The sequence below is a fragment of the Rhodoluna sp. genome (assembly GCF_036721215.1).
Taxonomy (GTDB): domain Bacteria; phylum Actinomycetota; class Actinomycetes; order Actinomycetales; family Microbacteriaceae; genus Rhodoluna.
This window is the reverse complement of sequence record NZ_DAIMLM010000001.1, coordinates 416,384-434,937: the sequence shown is the minus strand read 5'-3', so window position 1 is coordinate 434,937 and position 18,554 is coordinate 416,384. Positions and strand designations below refer to the sequence as shown.

Annotated in this window: 16 protein-coding genes; 3 read left to right on the top strand and 13 right to left on the bottom strand. The window is 49.6% G+C overall.

The features are described from left to right. Together ahcY and AC9UCN_RS02215 are read right to left on the bottom strand one after the other, a co-directional pair. Positions 1-1,473, bottom strand: a complete 1,473-nt coding sequence (gene ahcY / locus AC9UCN_RS02220; RefSeq protein ID WP_509523309.1) for an adenosylhomocysteinase — start codon at positions 1,471-1,473, stop codon at positions 1-3. 21 nt (positions 1,474-1,494) lie between these two features. Beyond that, the gene (locus AC9UCN_RS02215) at positions 1,495-2,904 is read right to left on the bottom strand and encodes a phosphomannomutase/phosphoglucomutase (protein ID WP_509523651.1); all 1,410 of its coding nucleotides are present in this window, start codon (positions 2,902-2,904) and stop codon (positions 1,495-1,497) included. Positions 2,905-2,918: 14 nt separating this feature from the next. Here AC9UCN_RS02215 and AC9UCN_RS02210 point away from each other — a divergent pair, with 14 nt between their 5' ends. Then, entirely contained in the window at positions 2,919-3,341 is a 423-nt protein-coding gene (locus AC9UCN_RS02210) for a hypothetical protein (protein WP_509523308.1), read from the top strand. On the opposite strand, the gene AC9UCN_RS02205 is transcribed toward AC9UCN_RS02210, so the two are convergent. From AC9UCN_RS02205 to AC9UCN_RS02160, 10 genes are all read right to left on the bottom strand, one after another. Continuing rightward, positions 3,338-4,798 carry a DUF5719 family protein gene (locus tag AC9UCN_RS02205; protein WP_509523307.1) on the bottom strand — a complete coding sequence of 487 codons (1,461 nt, stop codon included), beginning with the start codon at positions 4,796-4,798 and terminating at the stop codon, positions 3,338-3,340. The two genes, AC9UCN_RS02210 and AC9UCN_RS02205, sit on opposite strands and share 4 nt — an antisense overlap. After that, a complete protein-coding gene (locus AC9UCN_RS02200) occupies positions 4,798-7,551 on the bottom strand; it encodes a glycosyltransferase family 2 protein (protein WP_509523305.1) in 2,754 nt (917 codons plus the stop codon). Before AC9UCN_RS02200 ends, AC9UCN_RS02205 begins: the two co-directional genes overlap by 1 nt. Before the next feature lie 27 nt (positions 7,552-7,578). After that, complete coding sequence (locus AC9UCN_RS02195; RefSeq protein ID WP_509523303.1) at positions 7,579-7,884, bottom strand: WhiB family transcriptional regulator; 306 nt, start codon at positions 7,882-7,884, stop codon at positions 7,579-7,581. Positions 7,885-8,105: 221 nt separating this feature from the next. Further along, positions 8,106-9,230: a mannose-6-phosphate isomerase, class I gene (gene manA / locus AC9UCN_RS02190; RefSeq protein ID WP_509523302.1), complete on the bottom strand. Its 1,125-nt coding sequence runs from the start codon at positions 9,228-9,230 to the stop codon at positions 8,106-8,108. A gap of 63 nt (positions 9,231-9,293) precedes the next feature. Next, positions 9,294-11,429 (bottom strand): muramidase family protein, encoded by a 2,136-nt coding sequence (locus tag AC9UCN_RS02185; RefSeq protein ID WP_509523300.1) that lies wholly within the window; start codon positions 11,427-11,429, stop codon positions 9,294-9,296. After that, a complete protein-coding gene (locus AC9UCN_RS02180) occupies positions 11,429-11,938 on the bottom strand; it encodes a hypothetical protein (RefSeq protein WP_509523299.1) in 510 nt (169 codons plus the stop codon). Before AC9UCN_RS02180 ends, AC9UCN_RS02185 begins: the two co-directional genes overlap by 1 nt. A 245-nt stretch (positions 11,939-12,183) precedes the next feature. After that, the gene (gene purE / locus AC9UCN_RS02175; protein WP_509523297.1) at positions 12,184-12,660 is read right to left on the bottom strand and encodes a 5-(carboxyamino)imidazole ribonucleotide mutase; all 477 of its coding nucleotides are present in this window, start codon (positions 12,658-12,660) and stop codon (positions 12,184-12,186) included. Positions 12,661-12,721: 61 nt separating this feature from the next. After that, positions 12,722-13,861 carry a 5-(carboxyamino)imidazole ribonucleotide synthase gene (locus tag AC9UCN_RS02170; protein WP_509523295.1) on the bottom strand — a complete coding sequence of 380 codons (1,140 nt, stop codon included), beginning with the start codon at positions 13,859-13,861 and terminating at the stop codon, positions 12,722-12,724. A 17-nt stretch (positions 13,862-13,878) separates the two neighbouring features. Continuing rightward, complete coding sequence (locus AC9UCN_RS02165; RefSeq protein ID WP_509523294.1) at positions 13,879-14,322, bottom strand: PH domain-containing protein; 444 nt, start codon at positions 14,320-14,322, stop codon at positions 13,879-13,881. Between the two features lie 3 nt (positions 14,323-14,325). Beyond that, entirely contained in the window at positions 14,326-15,105 is a 780-nt protein-coding gene (locus AC9UCN_RS02160) for a biotin--[acetyl-CoA-carboxylase] ligase (protein WP_509523292.1), read from the bottom strand. A 137-nt stretch (positions 15,106-15,242) separates the two neighbouring features. Between AC9UCN_RS02160 and AC9UCN_RS02155 the strand changes: the two genes are divergently transcribed. Together AC9UCN_RS02155 and AC9UCN_RS02150 are read left to right on the top strand one after the other, a co-directional pair. Further along, positions 15,243-16,841 (top strand): acyl-CoA carboxylase subunit beta, encoded by a 1,599-nt coding sequence (locus AC9UCN_RS02155; protein WP_509523290.1) that lies wholly within the window; start codon positions 15,243-15,245, stop codon positions 16,839-16,841. After that, positions 16,841-17,065, top strand: a complete 225-nt coding sequence (locus AC9UCN_RS02150) for an acyl-CoA carboxylase subunit epsilon (protein ID WP_509523289.1) — start codon at positions 16,841-16,843, stop codon at positions 17,063-17,065. Before AC9UCN_RS02155 ends, AC9UCN_RS02150 begins: the two co-directional genes overlap by 1 nt. Before the next feature lie 268 nt (positions 17,066-17,333). On the opposite strand, the gene AC9UCN_RS02145 is transcribed toward AC9UCN_RS02150, so the two are convergent. Continuing rightward, positions 17,334-18,545: a class I SAM-dependent RNA methyltransferase gene (locus tag AC9UCN_RS02145; protein ID WP_509523288.1), complete on the bottom strand. Its 1,212-nt coding sequence runs from the start codon at positions 18,543-18,545 to the stop codon at positions 17,334-17,336. Positions 18,546-18,554 lie beyond the last annotated feature (9 nt).

Below are 18,554 nucleotides of genomic sequence, written 5' to 3'. Positions count from 1 at the left end.
CTAGTAGCGGTAGTGGTCCACCTTGTATGGTCCATTGACTGGAACACCAATATACCGCGCCTGGTCTGCGTTCATTTCTGTCAGTTTTACCCCAAGAGCGTCAAGGTGCATTCTGGCAACCTTTTCGTCTAGGTGCTTTGGCAGAATGTGAACGCCTAGTGGGTAAGCAGACAAGTTAGTGAACAACTCGATCTGAGCTAGAACCTGGTTTGAGAACGAGGTGCTCATAACAAAGCTTGGGTGGCCAGTGGCGTTACCAAGGTTCATGAGCCTTCCCTCACTCAAAATCAGGATGCTTCGGTTGTTTGGAAGCAACCACTCGTGAACCTGAGGCTTGATCTCGATCTTGCCGATGTCCTTGATCTTGGCGATTCCAGCCATGTCGATCTCATCATCAAAGTGACCGATGTTTGCGATGATAGCAAGATGCTTCATCTGCATAACGTGCTCTGGTGTAATTACTCCGGTGTTTCCGGTTGCGGTTACAAAGATGTCAACTTCTTCGATTACGTCTTCCAAAGTTGTGACCTGGTAACCATCCATGACTGCCTGCAGTGCACAAATCGGATCGATCTCGCTCACAATAACGCGAGCTCCCTGTCCAACAAGTGCTTCAGCTGCGCCCTTACCAACGTCACCGTAGCCACCAACCCAAACAGTCTTACCACCGATCAAAACATCGGTTGCGCGGTTTAGACCATCTGGAAGTGAGTGTCTGATTCCATACTTGTTGTCGAACTTGGTCTTTGTTACTGAGTCGTTCACGTTTATCGCAGGGAACAATAGTTCTCCGCGCTTGAAGAACTCGTAGAGTCTGTGAACACCGGTTGTGGTTTCTTCGCTAACACCGATGATTTCAGAAGCAATAGTTGTGAAGCGCTTTGGGTCTTCCTTTAAAGAATCGCGAAGTAGCTCAAGAATTACGCCATACTCCTCGCTGTCGTCTGCGCCGGTTGGAGGAACTGATCCAGCTAGTTCGAACTCGCGTCCCTTGTGAACTAGAAGTGTTGCGTCTCCGCCGTCATCCAAAATCATGTTTGGTCCGGTGTAGCTAGCGCCTTCTGCTTCGGCTTCTGTGGACCAATCAAAGATTCTAGAAGTCGCCCACCAGTACTCGTCGAGGGTTTCGCCCTTCCAAGCAAACACAGGAATACCAGCAACGTGCTCTGGGGATCCAGATCCAACTACAACAGCAGCTGCTGCTTCGTCCTGAGTGGAGAAAATGTTACAGCTGGCCCAACGAACCTTGGCACCAAGGGCAGCAAGTGTCTCGATTAGAACGGCGGTCTGAACGGTCATGTGAAGTGAGCCGGCGATTCGGGCACCCTTTAGCGGCTGGGCTGCGGCAAACTCTTGGCGCAGAGCCATTAGCCCAGGCATTTCGTTCTCAGCCAGGCGGATTTGATGTCTTCCAGCCTCGGCAAGAGCTAGGTCGGCTACTTTAAATTCGATAGTTGTTTTTGATTTCAGCATTATCCAAGCATACCTTGGGGGCTAGCTTTTGATTAGACCCAAAACCCTGGAAGTTAGCTCGTTGCAGGCCGATTTGTCCTCAGATTCCACATTCAACCTAAGTAGCGGCTCGGTGTTGGAGCTTCGGACATTGAACCACCACCAGGGGCTCTGTCCTGGCTTAGAACCTACGGTGACACCGTCTAATTCGTCAATATCGAAGTCCTGAAACTCACTTTTGATTTGGGCCATTTTGGCTCCCGCGTCAGAAACGGTCGAGTTGATCTCGCCGCTGGCAAAATACGGGTCGAACTTGGCGGCAAATTCCGAGAGCGGCAAATCCTGAGAACCGAACTCGCGCATCACGTGCATCGCCGCGAGCATGCCGCTATCAGCACCAAAGAAATCTTTGAAGTAGTAATGCGCGGAGTGTTCGCCACCAAAGATAGCTCCGGTTCTTGCCATCTCGTCTTTAATCAAGGAGTGCCCGACTCTTGTTCTGGTGGCTTTAGCCCCAGCCGCTTCGATAAATTCCTTAACGGCTCTTGAGGTAAGTAAGTTATGCAAGATGTGAATGTCGGCTACTCCTTGAGCCTTGGCTCTGGCGATCTCACTAACTGCAACGATGGCGGCAACGGCAGAAGGTGAAACTGCGTTTCCCTTTTCGTCAATCACAAAGCAGCGGTCTGCATCACCATCAAAAGCCAAACCGATGTCAGCTTTTTCTTCGATCACTCTTTTTTGTAAGTCGACGAGGTTTTTGGGATCTAGCGGATTAGCTTCGTGATTTGGAAAGGAGCCATCTAATTCAAAGTACATCGGGATGATTTCAACTGGAAGTTTTGATAAACCAGCATCGGTTCCCAAAACTGATGGCACAGTAAGGCCACCCATTCCATTAGCTGCATCCACCACAACTTTCAAAGGTCGAATTGCATCCAACGCAACAAGTTCCCGAAGATTTGCTGTGTACTCACCCATGATGTCGTGCTCGCTGGCGTAACCAGGCTCGGCTACCTCTTTGATTCCCGAAGCTAGGTACTTATTTGCACCAGCAAGAATTTCACTCAAGCCGGTCTCCATGGAAATCCCGAGGGCGCCAGCTCTTGAAAACTTGATGCCGTTATAAGTGGATGGGTTATGGCTTGCCGTGAACATGGCGGATGCTGCGTCCAAATGTCCGGAGGCGAAGTAGCACTCATCGGTGGAGCACAAACCGATGTTGATAACGTCTGCTCCCCTGGCGGTAGCGCCTTCAATAAAGGCATCAACAAAGCCAACTGAGCTATCGCGCATGTCGTGGCCCACCACGACTGACTTGCCGGCCAGATCAAGCACATCGACAAATGAGGCAGCTATGGCTGCGACTTTTTCTGGGGTGATTTCAGTGCCGACTAATCCACGGATGTCGTATTTTTTGAAAATTGCATCAACTGTGCTCACTGTCCCAATAATACAATGGGGCCATGGCTAAACCCTCAAAATCACGTAACGCCCATAGGGATCGCCACGACCGCGGTATGAGAAGACCGATACTGAGCAAGCTGTTCAAGTTTGGTCAAACCAGATCTCACAGTTTCGAGCAGTATGTGAACACCGCTATGGAGTATCTAAAAGCTATTTGGGCTGAGGAATTAGAAGGTCTCACCTGGTCAGTTAGATCCGAACCCACCGCTGCTGAGAGTCAAATTGATATTCCAAGATGGAAAGTTGATAGCGAAGCTAATCACATCACGATTTATCGAATTCCAACCGAGCGATTTGGTTCTCACTCAAGAAAGTCAATGCTGGAAGAACGACTAAAAGTTGAGCAGCAAGTGTTTGAGGCGATTGCGGACTTACTTGATATTGACCCATGGGATCTAGTTCCCGATTATTACAACCGTTAGCGAAAACGCACCTGAACCGAATTGCCAAGATTAGTTGGCTGGTAAAGCGCCAACGAAGAAATTTGGCCATTGAGTAGCAGTGCAACTGAAGCAAAGACTTCAGTGTCACTCGAAACAGCAACGGCTCCGGTTATTCCTATGAAGCTAGAGCCCTGAGCGGGAACTGAGACAACTGTTGCAACTCCGGTTTCCAAGCTTGTAACGGTTGCACTTCTTGGTTCATTGATCGGGTTTGCAAACACCAGATAAGAAGCGCCATCTGGCGGAATTACCGCAGAGGTCATAATCGCTCGTGCCGCTGTGAGCGGTTCTGCTGCTCCAAGCCAAGTGAAGTCGATTCGTGGAGTGCCAGCATCGTTACCGATTGCTGCCTTGGCTGTTGCGAAAACAGGTTGGTCTGAAGTGACAAACACCGAGTAGTTACCATCTAGCAGGTCGGTAATGGGAAAATCCCTCACGGTTCCAGGCTCAACGGTTCCGGTAAACACAGCTCCGAAAACTTCGGCGCTGGTGGAAACAATCTGGATTGTTACGTTTGCTCCAGTTGGAGCGAAAACTCGGACTGAGTGCCCCGCATCGGCAATACCCTCTGTTACAGCAACTTGGTTGATGGCTTCTGTCCCCCGCACCACAAAGCCAGGAATAACCAATTCCAGCTGGGGTGCAAGAGAAGGATATACATAATCCACTCCCAAAGACTCGGTTCCGTTCATCACTCGGTGTTGAATCCAAGCCGCTAGCTTGGCACCGGTCGTCTGGACCTGAACAGCCAAGGTCGAAACCGTTGGGGCAAAGCTTGCAATAGATAGCACCGTGGTGGAATTTGCCAACACGGATATTCCAGAAAGACCAGCAACTTCTATCTCGCCTAGATCGGAGTAAATGGTTAGATCAGTTGTTGCATCATTTGGAGTTGGGTTAGTCAAAATCAACAGCGCTTCGCGACCGGCAGCTGTTGAGCCACCAACCAGCCAAATATCTCCACTTGGCTGCTGGCAGCTAGCTGCTGCCAGTCCTCGCATGGATTCAATTGCAACAAGCTGAGTGGTGCTGCCACTTACCACCATGGATCCTTGGGGTGAGCCCACACTTGCCCCAGTGTTTCTAAGTTCGGTGGCGTTTGTTATTTCACCAGCAAAGTAAATTCTGCCGGAGCCAAGAGAAGTCACAACAGGATCTTGGATGGCTATTGATTTCACTTCGAGTGCGCCAGTTCCCTCGGCGGTATAGCGAAGGGTTGTTGAACCAGTTCGCTCATAAACTCCAAGGTCTGTTCCACTAGCACCACCGGTAACAAAAAGTGGGCCTGGGCAAACCAAACTCTGGTCAGCAGGCTTGACATCAAAGCTGCCACTGGCCGAACCTAGGTCAACGGAAAGCCCTACCGGTGGAGCAAAAACCAAGGCGCCTGCCAAGAGAAGTGATGTTGCTATGAAGGCAATTGCACGAGTAATCATTAGTTTGCCTCCTCGGAGTCAATGAAGATATCGCTGTCTTTGGTTTTGCGCTTTTTCTTGGTTCTTGCAGGAATTGCAAACCAAGCGAACAAGGCAAGTACGGCGAGTTGTCCAAGTTTTACCAAACCAAAATCAAGCGGGGTTGCTTGGATTCCAGCTGGAATGTTCTCCACTTTCCACAATTGGCCATAGTCGGTTAGCCCAATTGATTCGAGCTCTCTGGTGGAATCAAGGGCGAGTTGAAGATTTCTATCAACTGGTTTCACAAGAATGTATCCGATGCCGAACTTTTCAAGAGTTGGATAAATTTCTGCACCGTTAGCAGAGGCCAGGTTAGCAACCAGTTGCCCTAGCTCTTGGTAGTCAGGGTTTACTTCTGGGTTTGTGGTGCTGGAGATTTTGTAACCGCTTGAGATGTGGTTTAGCTTTACTCCCGATCCGGAGAATACTTGAGCAACTAAACCACCATCACTGGTTGATTCCAGCTGCAGGGTTCTCCAATAAGTTCCAGAACTTACATCAGCTTGAATAATTGAAGGCACTATTTGCCCATCGGAGTAGCTCACATTTGGGGTAACTGTGACCATTTGAAAAGCGGCCGGTAATAGGCCAACTAGAGCAACAGTTGCAAGAGCGCTAACTCGAAGCACAAAAGAAGTGTCTGCAACATGAGCCAACAGAAGCGTTAGTGCCAAGCCAAATAGTCCAAGTAAGGAAGTGGCGTCTATTCCAAGGTTTGAGCCATTTCCTAAATCAAAATCAATTCCAACTACTAGCCAACTGGTTGCCAGAGCCAGCAGGGCAATACCCCATAGCGGCAGGGTGTTTCGAAGCTTGGGAGCCAGCAGGGCTAGGAGGGCAAAAATCAGCGTTGGGACCGTAATAAATAGTCCCCAGCTAAGCGCATCAAACCCGAAGCCAAAAAATGCCAGCTTCCAATTAGCTTCCAATCCATCCGTCACGCTCAATCCAGGATCAAGTAGCAGGCTCAGCCAGTTACCCGAAGCGATGCGCTCAATTATTAGCGGCAGGAACCAAGCGATTGCTAGCAAGGTTGTGGACAGCAATGGCAAAATCTTGCTTGGTCGTAGCATGGCCGTGATCGCCACCAGAACTAGCAACACCGCCCCTAGAACCGGGGAGCTGGCGGCAATCATGGCCAGCAAGATGGCAGCTATCCCAACGTGAGTCCTCGGGAAACGAGTTGAGTCCTTGTGTCCAATTCTTGCCACTCGAGCCAGCGAGTATAAAAGCCAAGGCAGCAAGGTAATTGCAAGCACTTGCGAGAACTTGACTTGTGAAACTGCAACCGTGAGCGCTGGCCACAATGCAAAACTCAAGGCCGAAACGATTCGAACCAAGTTATTTGAGGCGACCAATTCGGAAAGCTTGAAGGCACCCGCGAATGCGATTGGGGTGGCAAGGAAGAGGAACAAGGTCACAGAAAGTGTCGGTAGGAAAAACATTGGGGCGCTAAGTAAAGTAAGGGCCCAAACCCAAGGATCCGCTGCCCCCACAAACCCCAAGCCAATTGAATGCGAGGTGGCGCCAGCCTGGCCGAATATTTCTAACCAGTTGGAAGAAAGTGGCAATACGCCTGATCCCGAAACAGCTACGTTCGTTGGAACCCAAGGAAGGCTAAGCGCTAGTAATCCAAGCGCCCACCAAATCGCACCAGAAGAAATAAATCCTGAGTTTGGTGTAACTTGCAACAGCTCGGTTTCGCCCATGGCGTGAGAGGCAAGAAGCCTGGTGGAGACTTCTTCATCTTTGGCTTTTTTGTTATCGTTTCTAACTTCCTGGCTGGTCGCCCGCAAGGCCGAAAGAGTTCCGATTTTGGCTGTGGTGGTTTGAGCAATTTTAGATCTGGACGAAAGCACGCTTGCCAAGTTGATAAAGACCATAAACGCAGCACCAAGCTCTGGGCCAATTGCATGAGCTTTTGATCTGAAGCCCAAAACCAATGAATTGGCTGCGGCTAGAGGAAGTAAAAACAACCAACCGAGCCAGAACAACGTGGCGTTTGAATAACTTAGAGCCAGGTGCAGCTCTGCTTGCCTAATCGCAGTTGCCGGCTTCGTGCCCAGCCAGCGAAGTGGCCTCGCTCCTTGCATCGAGAGCATCTTGTGAGAGATCTTGGCATTTGGTGCAACCGCTACTCTCGAGCCTTGCAGTCTGGCTCTAATGGAAAAGTCAACATCTGCCGCATAGACCGGAGCTTTGGCATCGAAGCCGCCAAGGGCCCGGTAAACATCCATGTTGATTAGTGCCCCGGCAGTTCCAACTGCCATCACGTCCTCGGAGTTATCGTGCTGGCCCTGGTCGAATTCTCCGCGAACTCGACTGAAGAGTTTCCCGCCTCGGGTGAGGGTAAGTCCAAGCTGCCTGATGATTCTGGGGTTGTCCCAATCGACTTGTTTTGGTCCAACAATTGCAAGCGATGGGCTGAGCTCAACTTCACGAAGTAGGTTTTCTAAAGCTTTAGAGTCAGGAGCGCTGTCATCGTGCAGAATCCACAAGAATCCTTCTGGCTTGGTGTGCGCTACGGCTATTTCAACGGCAGCAGCAAATCCGGTTTTTGAATCCAGCTTCAGGACTTCATAGCCTTGGCTCGAAGCTGAAAGTTGCTTCGAAGTGTCAACAATCAAAACTCTGGAGGGTGCTACTGATTGGTTTTTGAGATCTGCTAGAACTCTTTCTAGAAACTGTGGTTGATCGTGAGCTAAAACAATTGCACAAACATCTGGTGTCATGAATTAGCTTTCAGCGCAAAGCGCGAGCTAGGCACGCTTTTTTAGTTTGCGTCTTTCTCTCTCAGAAAGCCCGCCCCAAATGCCAAATCTTTCATCGTTAGCAAGTGCGTACTCGAGGCACTGTGCTTTTACGTCGCAACCGGTGCAAATTCTTTTTGCATCCCTGGTGGATCCTCCCTTTTCAGGAAAGAATGCCTCTGGGTCTGTCTGTGCACAAAGTGCATCTGCTTGCCAAGAAAGTGGGTCTTGTTCAAAGTCTGTGTAGGCACCTGAGACACCTAGAAGAAGAGGGTCGATAAACCAGTTATCGGGAACCTGTCCGCGATTTTCCATTTAGTGCTGTTCCGTTCTATAGGTAGCCAGGCGGTGGAGTCCGGCTAATAGTTCCATCCGTGTAATTACACCGCTGTTATTGGGGTCTTGTCAAGTTGAATTCCACAGGTTTACTGGCCTTGGGACCCGTTGTGGGTCTTTATGGGTCAGATTAGGGCAAAATTCCGAGTTTTACCCCAGTCCTACGGGTTTCGAAACTGAGTGGCAGTGCTTGGAAGTGTCTAGTCCCCCAAGACAACAAATACTGTTCCGCTGCCGCTCAGGCTCAGCTTCTTTGCCCCAGAGACCAAGACCACTTCAGATTTAGTTTGAACTTCGCGCTCGTCCAGGCTGGTGCTAACTGCCACCTCACCTGAGGTGCAAACAACCATTGCGCTAGCTGGCAGGTCTAGATCGGCAAGTAGGTTCTTTCCCGAAACGTCGGCCCGGTAGATGCGAAACTCTGAGCAGTCCACCGGATACTCAATCAAGCCCTCCGCTAGCTTCTTAGGTCTAAGCCTTGGCTCCACAAGTTCGCTGAAATCCGCAATTGCTAGAACTTCAGTAATGTCAACATGCTTGGAAGTTAACCCCGCGCGCAATACGTTGTCCGAAGCAGCCATCACCTCAAGTCCAAGACCAGATAGGTAGGCATGCACGTTTCCAGCTGGCAAGTAGATTGCTTCACCTGGCTCTAGAGCAACCTCGTTGAGCATCAAAGCAACTAGCGCTCCGGTGTCATCTGGAAATTGCAAAAATAGTTTTGCAACAAGCTCCCTGGCTTTCATGGCAACTGGATTGGATTGGGAACTGTCGACTGTTGTAGTGAATCGCTTGGCGAGCTCAGAGTTTTCAATCAGCGACTGAAAAATCTGTTTTAACTTGACTTCGGCCATTAGCTTCTTTGCCAAGGAAGCAAACTCGGGTTCAGATTTTCCAAACTCTGTAAAGACAGTTACTAGCTCTGTCCTTGGCCGAAAGCCACAAAGTGCTCGAAAGCTTGTCAGGGCAATAAGTGCTTCTGGCTTATGAGAAGCATCTTTGTAGTTTCTTTTTGGATCATTTATTGGAATTGCCTGGCCCTGCTCCAACTCAAATCCCGCTTTGGCCTGATCTGCGTTTGGGTGAACCTGAATTGAAAGGGCTCGCTCGGCAGAAAGAAACTTGACTAAAAATCTAAGTCGCTTGCCAAGACTTTCCGACAGGCTTTGGTTTTCCGACAAACTCTTGCTCTCACCCAGTGGGTGAGTGCCAAACCATATTTCAGCAATCGGCTCGCTAGATTCTGCCAGTCCAAAGAAATCAGGAATAAGCTCTTTTGATCCCCAGTCATAATTCTTGGTGGCTCCAGAGATTCGACTAAGCATTAGCTAGATCCTGTTCCATAAAGCTAAGTTACCGTTTGGGTGAAACCGGAGCTACGGCAGGTTCTAAGAAAGCCTTAGAACCTGACCGATCCTAAGGAAGTTGGCATTGGTAATTCCATTTAGGGCCATCAGGTTTCTCGATGTGGTGCCAAATCGGGCAGCAATGCCGCTCAGGGTGTCTCCTGCAGCAACCGTATAAGTGGTTGTTGAGCCAGAGTTTGATGCTGGAGCTGCGGGAGCAGCCGCGGCACCCGCGATGGTCAGTACTTGACCAATTCTGATGCGGTTGGCATCGGTTAGACCGTTTAAGCTCATCAACGTCCTGCTGGTAGTTCCAAACCTGGAGGCAATCCCGCTAAGAGTGTCTCTGGCAACAACCGTGTAGCTAGAGGTTCCACTCGCGTTAGGTGCCGGGGTAGAAGGCGCTGGAGTTGATGGTGTTGGCGTAGCTGGAGCTGGTGTTGAAGGCGCTGGGGTAGCTGGAGCCACAGCACCCGCGGCTATGTTCAGCACTTGGCCAATTCTGATGCGGTTGGCATCAGTAATTCCATTGATAGACATCAGGTTTCTGGTCGTTGTTCCAAACCTTGCAGCAATTCCACTCAATGAGTCACCTGGAGCAACTTTGTAAGTGGTTGCTGGTGCAGCAGGTGCTGGAGCTGCAGGTGCGGGGGTGGTTGGAGCAGGTGCAGCTGGATCTGCTGCTGCTGGAGCAACCCCGTCAGAAGAAAGCTTTAGGACCTGACCAGCGCGAATCAAGTTTGCATTGGTAATTCCATTGATGCTCATCAGGTTTCTTGTTGTGGTACCAAATCGAGATGCGATTCCACTGAGTGAGTCACCACGAACGACTGTGTAGGTGGAAACTGGCGCTGGTGCAGCAGGTGCTGGGGACGCTGATGTGGTTGGGGTTGGGGTTGGGGTAGGAGTTGCAGTAGGAGACGCTGATGGATCAGGTGTTGCGGATGGAGTCGCTGATGGATCAGGTGAAGGGGTAGTTACAGCTCGCAATGCACCATTTTCCAAAACAAATCTTCCAACCAGAGCTGACATTGCTTCGCCAGCCACCAGGGCACTAACCTGAGAACCAGTCATTGTTACAGCGCTAGCGCAGTTCAATCCCCAAGCTGCTACCTCATCACAGTTAGCAAAAGCTAGCCGTTGGCTGTTGTGTATAAAGAAGTAGCTTCCGTCAACGGCATTTCTAGCAAGAGCGCTCATGTCACTGACTGTGGCGTATCTATCCAAATGGGCATTTGGCACAGTTCCAACAGGACCTAAAGGCGCCAATGAAGTAAGTAGCTCTGGTGTTGGGACTCGGAACTTGGTCTCATTGACGATCATGAATACGTCGGCAGCGTCACCCTTGAGAAGGAAGCTGCCGCCAATAGGTGAGCCGAACCAGTCGGTGTAATCGCGGAAGAAGTTTCGGTTTCCATATGCGCTACAAACATCTCCAACGCCATAGAGGTTCCCAAGAGCGGTTTGGTTTGGAACGTAAGGGGTGTAGTAATACAAAGCGGCGGTTGCCTTGTTTTCCAAGACAAATGATTGAGCGCCACAACCAGGGTTATTGGCCTGGTAGGGGCGACTGATGGTTCTTCCTGGTTTTAGCCAGGTAAAGGAACCTGCTGGGTTGCTGTACCACTGCAATTGTCCAGCACCTTTGTAAAGCTGCCAGAAAAATCCTGCCGATGCTGCGCTACACCCAGATGGCGTGTCCGGACAGTCCATTCCAAGTGCAAACTCGTAGGCACGAGCGCTTGGGTTAGTTGAAGTTACAAGCCCCTGCTCTTTTTGCAACTTAACTAAAAGCACCTTTGGGCTAATTCCACACGCGATTGATACGTCATAAATGATTTCAGCAGCGCTAACGTTTGTCTTTGCAGGAAGCGATGCACATCTTCCAGCTACTCCAGCTACAGCTGGAGTGCTGAGACGATAATCCTTAAGGCAACCAGGTCTTGTTGGATCTGCTCGACAGACAGCTACTTTTCCATTTAGGAATCTTTGGATGTCAACGGCAGACATGGTTCCCGAAGTGTAAAAAGCGCTGTCGCTAATAATCTGTCCTGGATTAAACCAGGCGGCATTAGCAGCTTCTGCTGGAGTGCTCTCTGCCTCAAGCGCAACAATTCCCACTGCCGACATCGCGGCAATCAGTAACATGGACCAGAGTTTTCCCGCTGTTTTAATCATTAGGGAATGATCACCTCAAACTTTTGGGATTCACCGATGTGGTTGTCGGATTTGTAACTAACGGTCAGCGACAAAGTGCCCTTTGGTAGGCCTGAAAAACTAACGTTGAATGGGAAACACTGGGTTGAGGTAACGTTGCGCTCAGCTTTCACCGTTGCAATAGCTGTGGCAGTTTCTCCTTGGTAATAGCTAAGAATGCAACTTCCGCCATCTTCTGCAAAATTGCTAACTTCGGAAACCACGTTCAATACCCCAGCTGAGGTGTCGGAGTAAAGGATGTTCAATACGGCAGGCGCCATAGTTGGAGAAACTGAAGGCGAAGGGGATGGGGAGTTAGAAGGTGAAGTAGCTTCCCCTTGGCTAGTTTCCTCGCCTGGCGCAACGCTCGCGGAGGCATTCGGATCGGTTAGCTCATCGGTTGGGGTGCCAGAGTTTGGATAAAAGAGGGTACAGCCGGCTAGCACTAGGGCTGTAGCCAAGCCAAGCGCGACAATAAAGGCTCTTTTCATAACGCACTCCTCACGTACCTTCAAGCCTAGGTTGAACTTTCTAGAATGGCAACGCAAAACGCAAAGGGTGCGGATATTGAGTAAAAAAACTGCCTGTTGCGTAATGGCGCAAAATCCCCAGAATCTAGCTGGTCAGCGAGTGATTTTTGCCAAAATTTACGATGGAAGTTACCACTGTCAGGAATTTGCCAGCTTCAAATCGACCATCTTTGTTGCGCAAAACAATGCGGTCGTGAATTTGTGACTTAGCTGTTTTTGATTTGATTTTGCAGCTGAGTGTTTTTCTCCGCGACTAGATCAGCTAGAGAGACTCCGTAGTCAACAAGTTTTTGTTCCAATGATTTATCGCTGGTGGACAAGATTCTTGCGGCAAGTATTCCAGCGTTTTTGGCTCCCCCTATAGAAACTGTTGCAACAGGAATTCCAGCCGGCATTTGAACAATCGAGAGCAGAGAGTCCATGCCATCAAGTTTGCCTAGTGGAACCGGAACACCAACAACGGGAAGTGTTGTTACAGAAGCAAGCATCCCAGGAAGATGTGCGGCGCCTCCGGCACCAGCGATGATTACCTTGATGCCTCGTGAGGCAGCAGTTTTTCCCCACTCAATCATTCGCTCGGGAGTGCGATGAGCTGAGAGCACTTCGACTTCGTATTCGATTCCAAAATCCTTTAACGCCTGAGCGGCATCGGACATGACTGACCAGTCCGAATCAGAACCCATCACAACTGCTACTAGTGGATTGGTAATTTGAACTCCCGTCGATTTACCTAATACTGAAATTTTAGTTGTTTAGTTGGTTCCTGGCACCCTCGGCAGTCCGAAGACAAGTGTCGGCATCGTCACCAACTACGGTGATATGCCCTAGCTTTCTACCAAGCCTTGGAGCTTTTCCGTAGAAGTGGATATATATATCGGGGAATAAGGTCATGACTTTGTCACGATTAGCCATAAGGTCCTGGGAGTCGGAGACCCCAAGAAGATTTGCCATGACCGCTACAGGTCTTATCGGATCTGTTTTACCGAGCGGAAGATTCAACACAGCTCGAAGGTGTTGTTCAAATTGAGAAGTGTCTGATCCCTCGATTGTGAAGTGACCAGAATTGTGTGGTCGCATTGCTAATTCATTGACCAGTAGTTCACCTTGGTTAGTTTCAAACATTTCAACTGCTAGGTTTCCAGTTACCCCGAGAGATTCGGAAATCAACCGTGCTATTTTTACTGCCTCCATCGACATTTCGGAACTGATGTTTGGGGCTGGCGACAATACTTCGGAGCACACTCCATTTTTTTGTCTTGTCTCCACAACCGGCCAGCTCACAAAATCACCAGCTGGATTTCTGGCGCTTAGCTGAGCAAGTTCTCTTTTGAATGACACTTTTTGCTCCACCAGTAACGATCCACCCAGCGAAGCGAGCATGGGATCTGCCAGCCAGTCAGAAACTTGTTCCGAAGAACTAACTACTCGAACACCCTTACCGTCATATCCGCCGATGGGTGTCTTCACAACAACTTCGGGGCCATGCTCATTGATGAACTGATCCAATTGCAAGGCTGTGGAGACTTCTTTCCAAATAGGGTTCGGTGCACCAATTTTTTGTAGCGCTTGGCGCATAACAAGTTTGTTCTGGGCATGCGCTAGCGCCTTTGATGATGGCTGAACGGAAATTCCCTGCTGCTCTAAGTGCTGCAAGATTGCAAGGGGCACATGCTCGTGATCGAAGGTTATGACATCAACTGATTGAGCAAAGTTCAAAACAGTTTCAAGTTCAGTGAAGTCTCCAACAACTGTGGTGGCCTCAGCTGCCGGAGAGTCTTGGGTTTCCGCCAGGACTTTTATTTCGATTCCCAGCTTGCCGGCAGGTGCAATCATCATTCGGGCAAGTTGACCACCGCCAATTACACCAACGCGGGAGTTAGTCAACTAAATGATCCTTACAACTAAGAAGTTTTGCTTGCCTCGGCTTCAATGGCGGCGGCTAGCTGCTTAGGTCTAGAGTAGCCGCTGACAGTAATGACCTGGCCATCAACTTTGACCAAGGAAATCGCCTTTGCTCGAAGTGGCTTGGGGCGCTGAACTGCTATCGAAGAAAGCTCCGAAAGGTTTAGCACTTTTTTACGCAATCCAAATAGGCCCGAACGGTGAATAATCCTCTGGTCAGTGATCACAAGTGATGCGGCCAGCCAATTAAGCAATGGCACTAACCAAAAAAGCGAAACTGCCGCGATGGCCGCCCATAGGACAATCTGATACAGATCTGCGGAAATCATTTCGGAAAAGTAGATAACTGAAAATGAGCTTGCTGCTAAAACCAAAGTTGGGAACAGTAAAGCAGCTGCCCTTGGGCGAAGTCGCACCAATTTAGTTTCAAAAGTTTCATTCACTATCTAATCTTCCCGCTTTGCAGTTCTTAGGTGTAGGACATCGCCGGCAGAGACAGTTAGTGTCTTGGTAGAAGTCACGACTTGCAACCTGCCACCTTCGTCTATTCCAATCGCCTCACCAACTGCCGATGAACCATCTGGAAACAAGACCTCAACCAGCTCTCCGATCGTTGCCGATGACTCTATGATTCTTGTTCGCAAGCCACTAGCCACAGCGTCACCGCCAGCTCCAACAAAGTCCAAGTAAACCTGCTGGAAGCTACTTAGGGTTTGTGCCAGCAAGCTGTCTCTATCGAGATTGGTTGCGCCTTCTACTAATAAAGAAGTAGCGGAGCCAGTTGGTAGCTCTTGTGCGGTTTGGTTCACGTTGATTCCAAAACCCACCACCACAGCCGATAAGTCTGAGTTTGCTTCGGCCAGTATTCCGCTAATCTTCTGGCCTTTAACCAAAACATCGTTTGGCCACTTGATCTTGGATTCGATACCCACTTCGGCGAGCGCGGTTCTAATCGCCTCAGCCATCATCAAACTAAGCCACCCGATTGCAGAGTCGTCTTTGAAACTGGGTCGAAGTAATACTGAGGCCATGACGGAACTACCGGAAGCTGCCTGCCACTTTCTATCCAGGCGACCCCGCCCGGCTGTTTGAAACTCAGTTACAAGGGTAAAAAACTCTGGATGTTGGTTTGAGGCAGCCAGGGCCAATAGGTCCTGGTTAGTGGATCCAGTTTCCGCAAGCGCCAACAGGCCGTTAGCTACTAGAGAGGTCTTGGGGTATTCCATGGGTAAAGCCTAGGCCAGGGCTGGTTTGTAGGAATCCTCACCAATATGGAAATATTCTCTGCGTAAAGCTGCAATAACATCACCTATTACCTCCTATAAAGTTGGTCCGATACTGCCAAAAAGCATATGGAGAGACATTGACTGAAAAGCGCTCAGAGGCAGACCTTTCCACCACTGCCGGCAAAATCGAAGACCTTAGGCACCGCTACCACGAGGCGGTCCACGCCAATGGTGATGCCGCTGTAAAGAAACAACATGCTAAGGGAAAAAAGACTGCTCGCGAAAGAATCGACATCCTTTTGGATAAGGGCTCTTTTGTTGAAGTAGACGAGTTTGTTCGTCATCGATCTAATGCTTTTGGCATGGACGTTAATCGCCCCTACGGTGACTCCGTAGTTACTGGATTTGGAACCATCCACGGCAGACAAGTTGCCGTTTACTCACAAGACTTCACGGTATTTGGTGGATCGCTTGGTGAAGCAGCTGGAAACAAGATCATCAAAATAATGGATCTGGCCATTTCAACAGGGGTGCCTATCATTGGCATCTTGGATTCCGGTGGAGCCAGAATCCAAGAAGGTGTTGTGGCTCTTGGTAAGTACGGCGAGATTTTTAGAAAAAACACCATGGCCTCAGGTGTTATTCCACAGATTTCAATCATCATGGGCCCAGCCGCAGGTGGCGCTGTTTACTCCCCCGCATTGACTGACTTTGTCATCATGGTTGATAAGACCTCAAACATGTTCGTTACCGGCCCTGATGTGATTTTGACCGTGACGGGTGAAGAAGTTGGCATGGAGGAGCTCGGCGGTGCCAGGGCACATAACGAAACTTCCGGAGTGGCTCACTACCTAGCCAGCGACGAAGATGACGCCCTCGACTACGCGCGTAACATGCTTAGCTTCCTGCCTCAAAACAACTTAGGCGAAACAGTTGTCTATGACTCACACTCGGAGCTTGAAGTAACCGAATTTGATAAGAAACTAAACACACTGATTCCTGACTCACCAAACCAGCCCTATGACATGCGCACCGTAATCGAACACCTGGTTGACGAGGCAAACTTTTTGGAAGTTCAGCCATTGTTTGCACCAAACATCTTGATTGGTTTTGCACGAGTTGATGGCCGAAGTGTTGGAATTATTGCCAACCAGCCATCTGCGATGGCAGGAACTCTAAATATTGACGCGGGTGAAAAAGCGGCACGATTTGTTCGCTTCTGCGATGCGTTTTCAATTCCAATTCTCACCCTGGTGGATGTTCCAGGATATCTTCCTGGAACCGATCAGGAGTGGGCCGGAGTTATCAGGCGCGGGGCAAAGCTGTTGTACGCATACGCAGAAGCAACCGTTCCACTGGTGACTGTTATTACTCGGAAAGCTTACGGTGGCGCATACATCGTCATGGGCTCCAAACAGCTTGGTGCAGATATCAACTTGGCTTGGCCAAGCGCTGAAATTGCCGTTATGGGTGGCCAGGGAGCTGTGAACATTTTGTTCCGCGACAAGATTAAAGAAGCGGAGGAAGCCGGTAAGGACATAGCCAAAGTTCGTGCCGAGCTAGCTGCCGAGTACACCTATAACGTAGCTTCACCATTCTTAGCAGCTGAGCGAGGTGAACTCGATGGAGTTATTGAACCGGCGGCCACCAGAGTCTCAATCATCAAGGCTCTTCGAGCTCTGCGCACCAAGCGCGCATCGTTACCTCCCAAAAAGCATGGAAACATTCCGCTCTAATGCCAAACGGTGAAGATAAAGATATAGCCGCTGAGCTAGAAGTCGTTACAGGAAATCCAACCGAAAAGGAGTTGGCGGCAGTAGTTGCCGTTTTGCGCGAAGCAGTCGGCGCAACTGAGTCGGCACAACCAGAACCGAACTGGGCGAAAGGTAGCCAGATGCTTCGCGAGAGCAACGTCTCCGGAGCTCTAGAGTGGCGATCAGATTTCAAGGGTGAAATTTAGAACCAGGAAGTAACAGAGTATTTCATTAACAGAGTTAAGTTTGTTTGCCGAAAGACCTAACTAGACTGATTGCACAGCCGTTCGCTTATAGCTACCGAAGGGGAAAGCTCGAATGGTTTGGGGTAAGAGACCCGGGCTAAAAATAAGCCCGGGTTCTCCTAACATCTAAATCTTTCCAAAAGTCAATCAATTAGCTTTGATCGGTACGTTGTTGATAATGACAAGTGTAACTTTTTGATTTCACGTGATAGTAGGAACGCCAGAAAAGTTATTCAGTAACCAAACTGACTAGGGTTTCGAAATGGTGGGTGTGAGGAAACAAGTCAAAGGCTGAAATGGTCTCGACCTTGTAGCCGGAACTCGTAAATGTCTTTAGGTCCCTAGCCAAAGATGCCGGGTCGCAGGCAACGTAAATGATTTTCTTGGGCTTCAGGAAGCTCAATTGGTCAACAACTTGTTTGCCGGCACCAGCTCTAGGGGGATCGAGAATTACAGTTGCTCCAGATAGTTCTAGACCTTGCTTGATTTGCAGTTTCAAAAAGCCCTCCACCGGCGCAGCTACCGCTTTATGTTTAGCTAGGTCAACCAGGTTGGCAGAAGCATCGCTGGTTGCCACCTTTGATGACTCGACGGTGGTGATGTTCAGTTTTTTACCGTATTTGGTCGCAAGCGCTCCAGAAAATAATCCAACACCCCCATAGAGATCCAAGTTGTTGGCTTCAACCTCGAGTCCCTCAGAAAGCTCAACAATTTGGGAGGCTAGAAGTTCGGCTGCTCCCCTGTGTACCTGCCAGAAACCTCCGCTCGAGATTCTGAAACTTCTACCTAGCGCGCGCTCAGTGAGTCTTTTGTCACCTTTGATTTTCTTATCAATGAACCACTGAATTCCTCCCGTTGAAGCACTGGAGATTTCAATGCGCTTCACGTCTTGCCAATTCTTTAGGTGAACTCCAAGTTCGTTAATCTCTGCGACGGCTAGCGGCAGTGATTTCACGGGAACAACTTCGTGACTTCTCTCCCGGTAGGGCCCTGCTACCCCCTCTTCGGAAACATGCAATTGAATTCTGGTTCGATAGCCGAGTCCGTTTGTGAGCTCGTCTCCAGGCACCGCCATGACTTGCACGCGCTGGTTGATTCCTGCCATTCGAGATAGCGATTCTTCTAAGACATCGGTTTTTAGCTGACGCTGGTATTCCAGCGCTAGGTGTCCAAACTCAGCGCCTCCAGCTCCTAGTCGATCGGCTTCTTTCCAGATGTGAGTAACTCGTTTGGCGGAGGGGGCTAAAACTTCAATTGTCTCTGCACGGCAGAATGATCCACCCTTGTCTTCAAAAACTTTCGCCCGGACTTTTTCTCCTGGCGCGGTGTGAGAAACAAAGACCACGCGGCCCTCGTGCCTTGCTACGAAGATGCCACCGTGGGCAACCTTTTCAATTTCTAGCTCAAGCTCGCGGTCTTGCCAATTCTCTGTTTTGCTCATTGGACAAGT

Coding starts and splice junctions, on each gene's coding strand:
- ahcY (WP_509523309.1), bottom strand. CDS start 1,473: ATGCTGAAATCAAAAACAACTATCGAATTTAAAGTAGCCGACCTAGCT.
- AC9UCN_RS02210 (WP_509523308.1), top strand. CDS start 2,919: ATGGCTAAACCCTCAAAATCACGTAACGCCCATAGGGATCGCCACGAC.
- AC9UCN_RS02205 (WP_509523307.1), bottom strand. CDS start 4,798: ATGATTACTCGTGCAATTGCCTTCATAGCAACATCACTTCTCTTGGCA.
- AC9UCN_RS02200 (WP_509523305.1), bottom strand. CDS start 7,551: ATGACACCAGATGTTTGTGCAATTGTTTTAGCTCACGATCAACCACAG.
- AC9UCN_RS02195 (WP_509523303.1), bottom strand. CDS start 7,884: ATGGAAAATCGCGGACAGGTTCCCGATAACTGGTTTATCGACCCTCTT.
- manA (WP_509523302.1), bottom strand. CDS start 9,230: ATGCTTAGTCGAATCTCTGGAGCCACCAAGAATTATGACTGGGGATCA.
- AC9UCN_RS02185 (WP_509523300.1), bottom strand. CDS start 11,429: ATGATTAAAACAGCGGGAAAACTCTGGTCCATGTTACTGATTGCCGCG.
- AC9UCN_RS02180 (WP_509523299.1), bottom strand. CDS start 11,938: ATGAAAAGAGCCTTTATTGTCGCGCTTGGCTTGGCTACAGCCCTAGTG.
- purE (WP_509523297.1), bottom strand. CDS start 12,660: ATGGGTTCTGATTCGGACTGGTCAGTCATGTCCGATGCCGCTCAGGCG.
- AC9UCN_RS02160 (WP_509523292.1), bottom strand. CDS start 15,105: ATGGAATACCCCAAGACCTCTCTAGTAGCTAACGGCCTGTTGGCGCTT.
- AC9UCN_RS02150 (WP_509523289.1), top strand. CDS start 16,841: ATGCCAAACGGTGAAGATAAAGATATAGCCGCTGAGCTAGAAGTCGTT.
- AC9UCN_RS02145 (WP_509523288.1), bottom strand. CDS start 18,545: ATGAGCAAAACAGAGAATTGGCAAGACCGCGAGCTTGAGCTAGAAATT.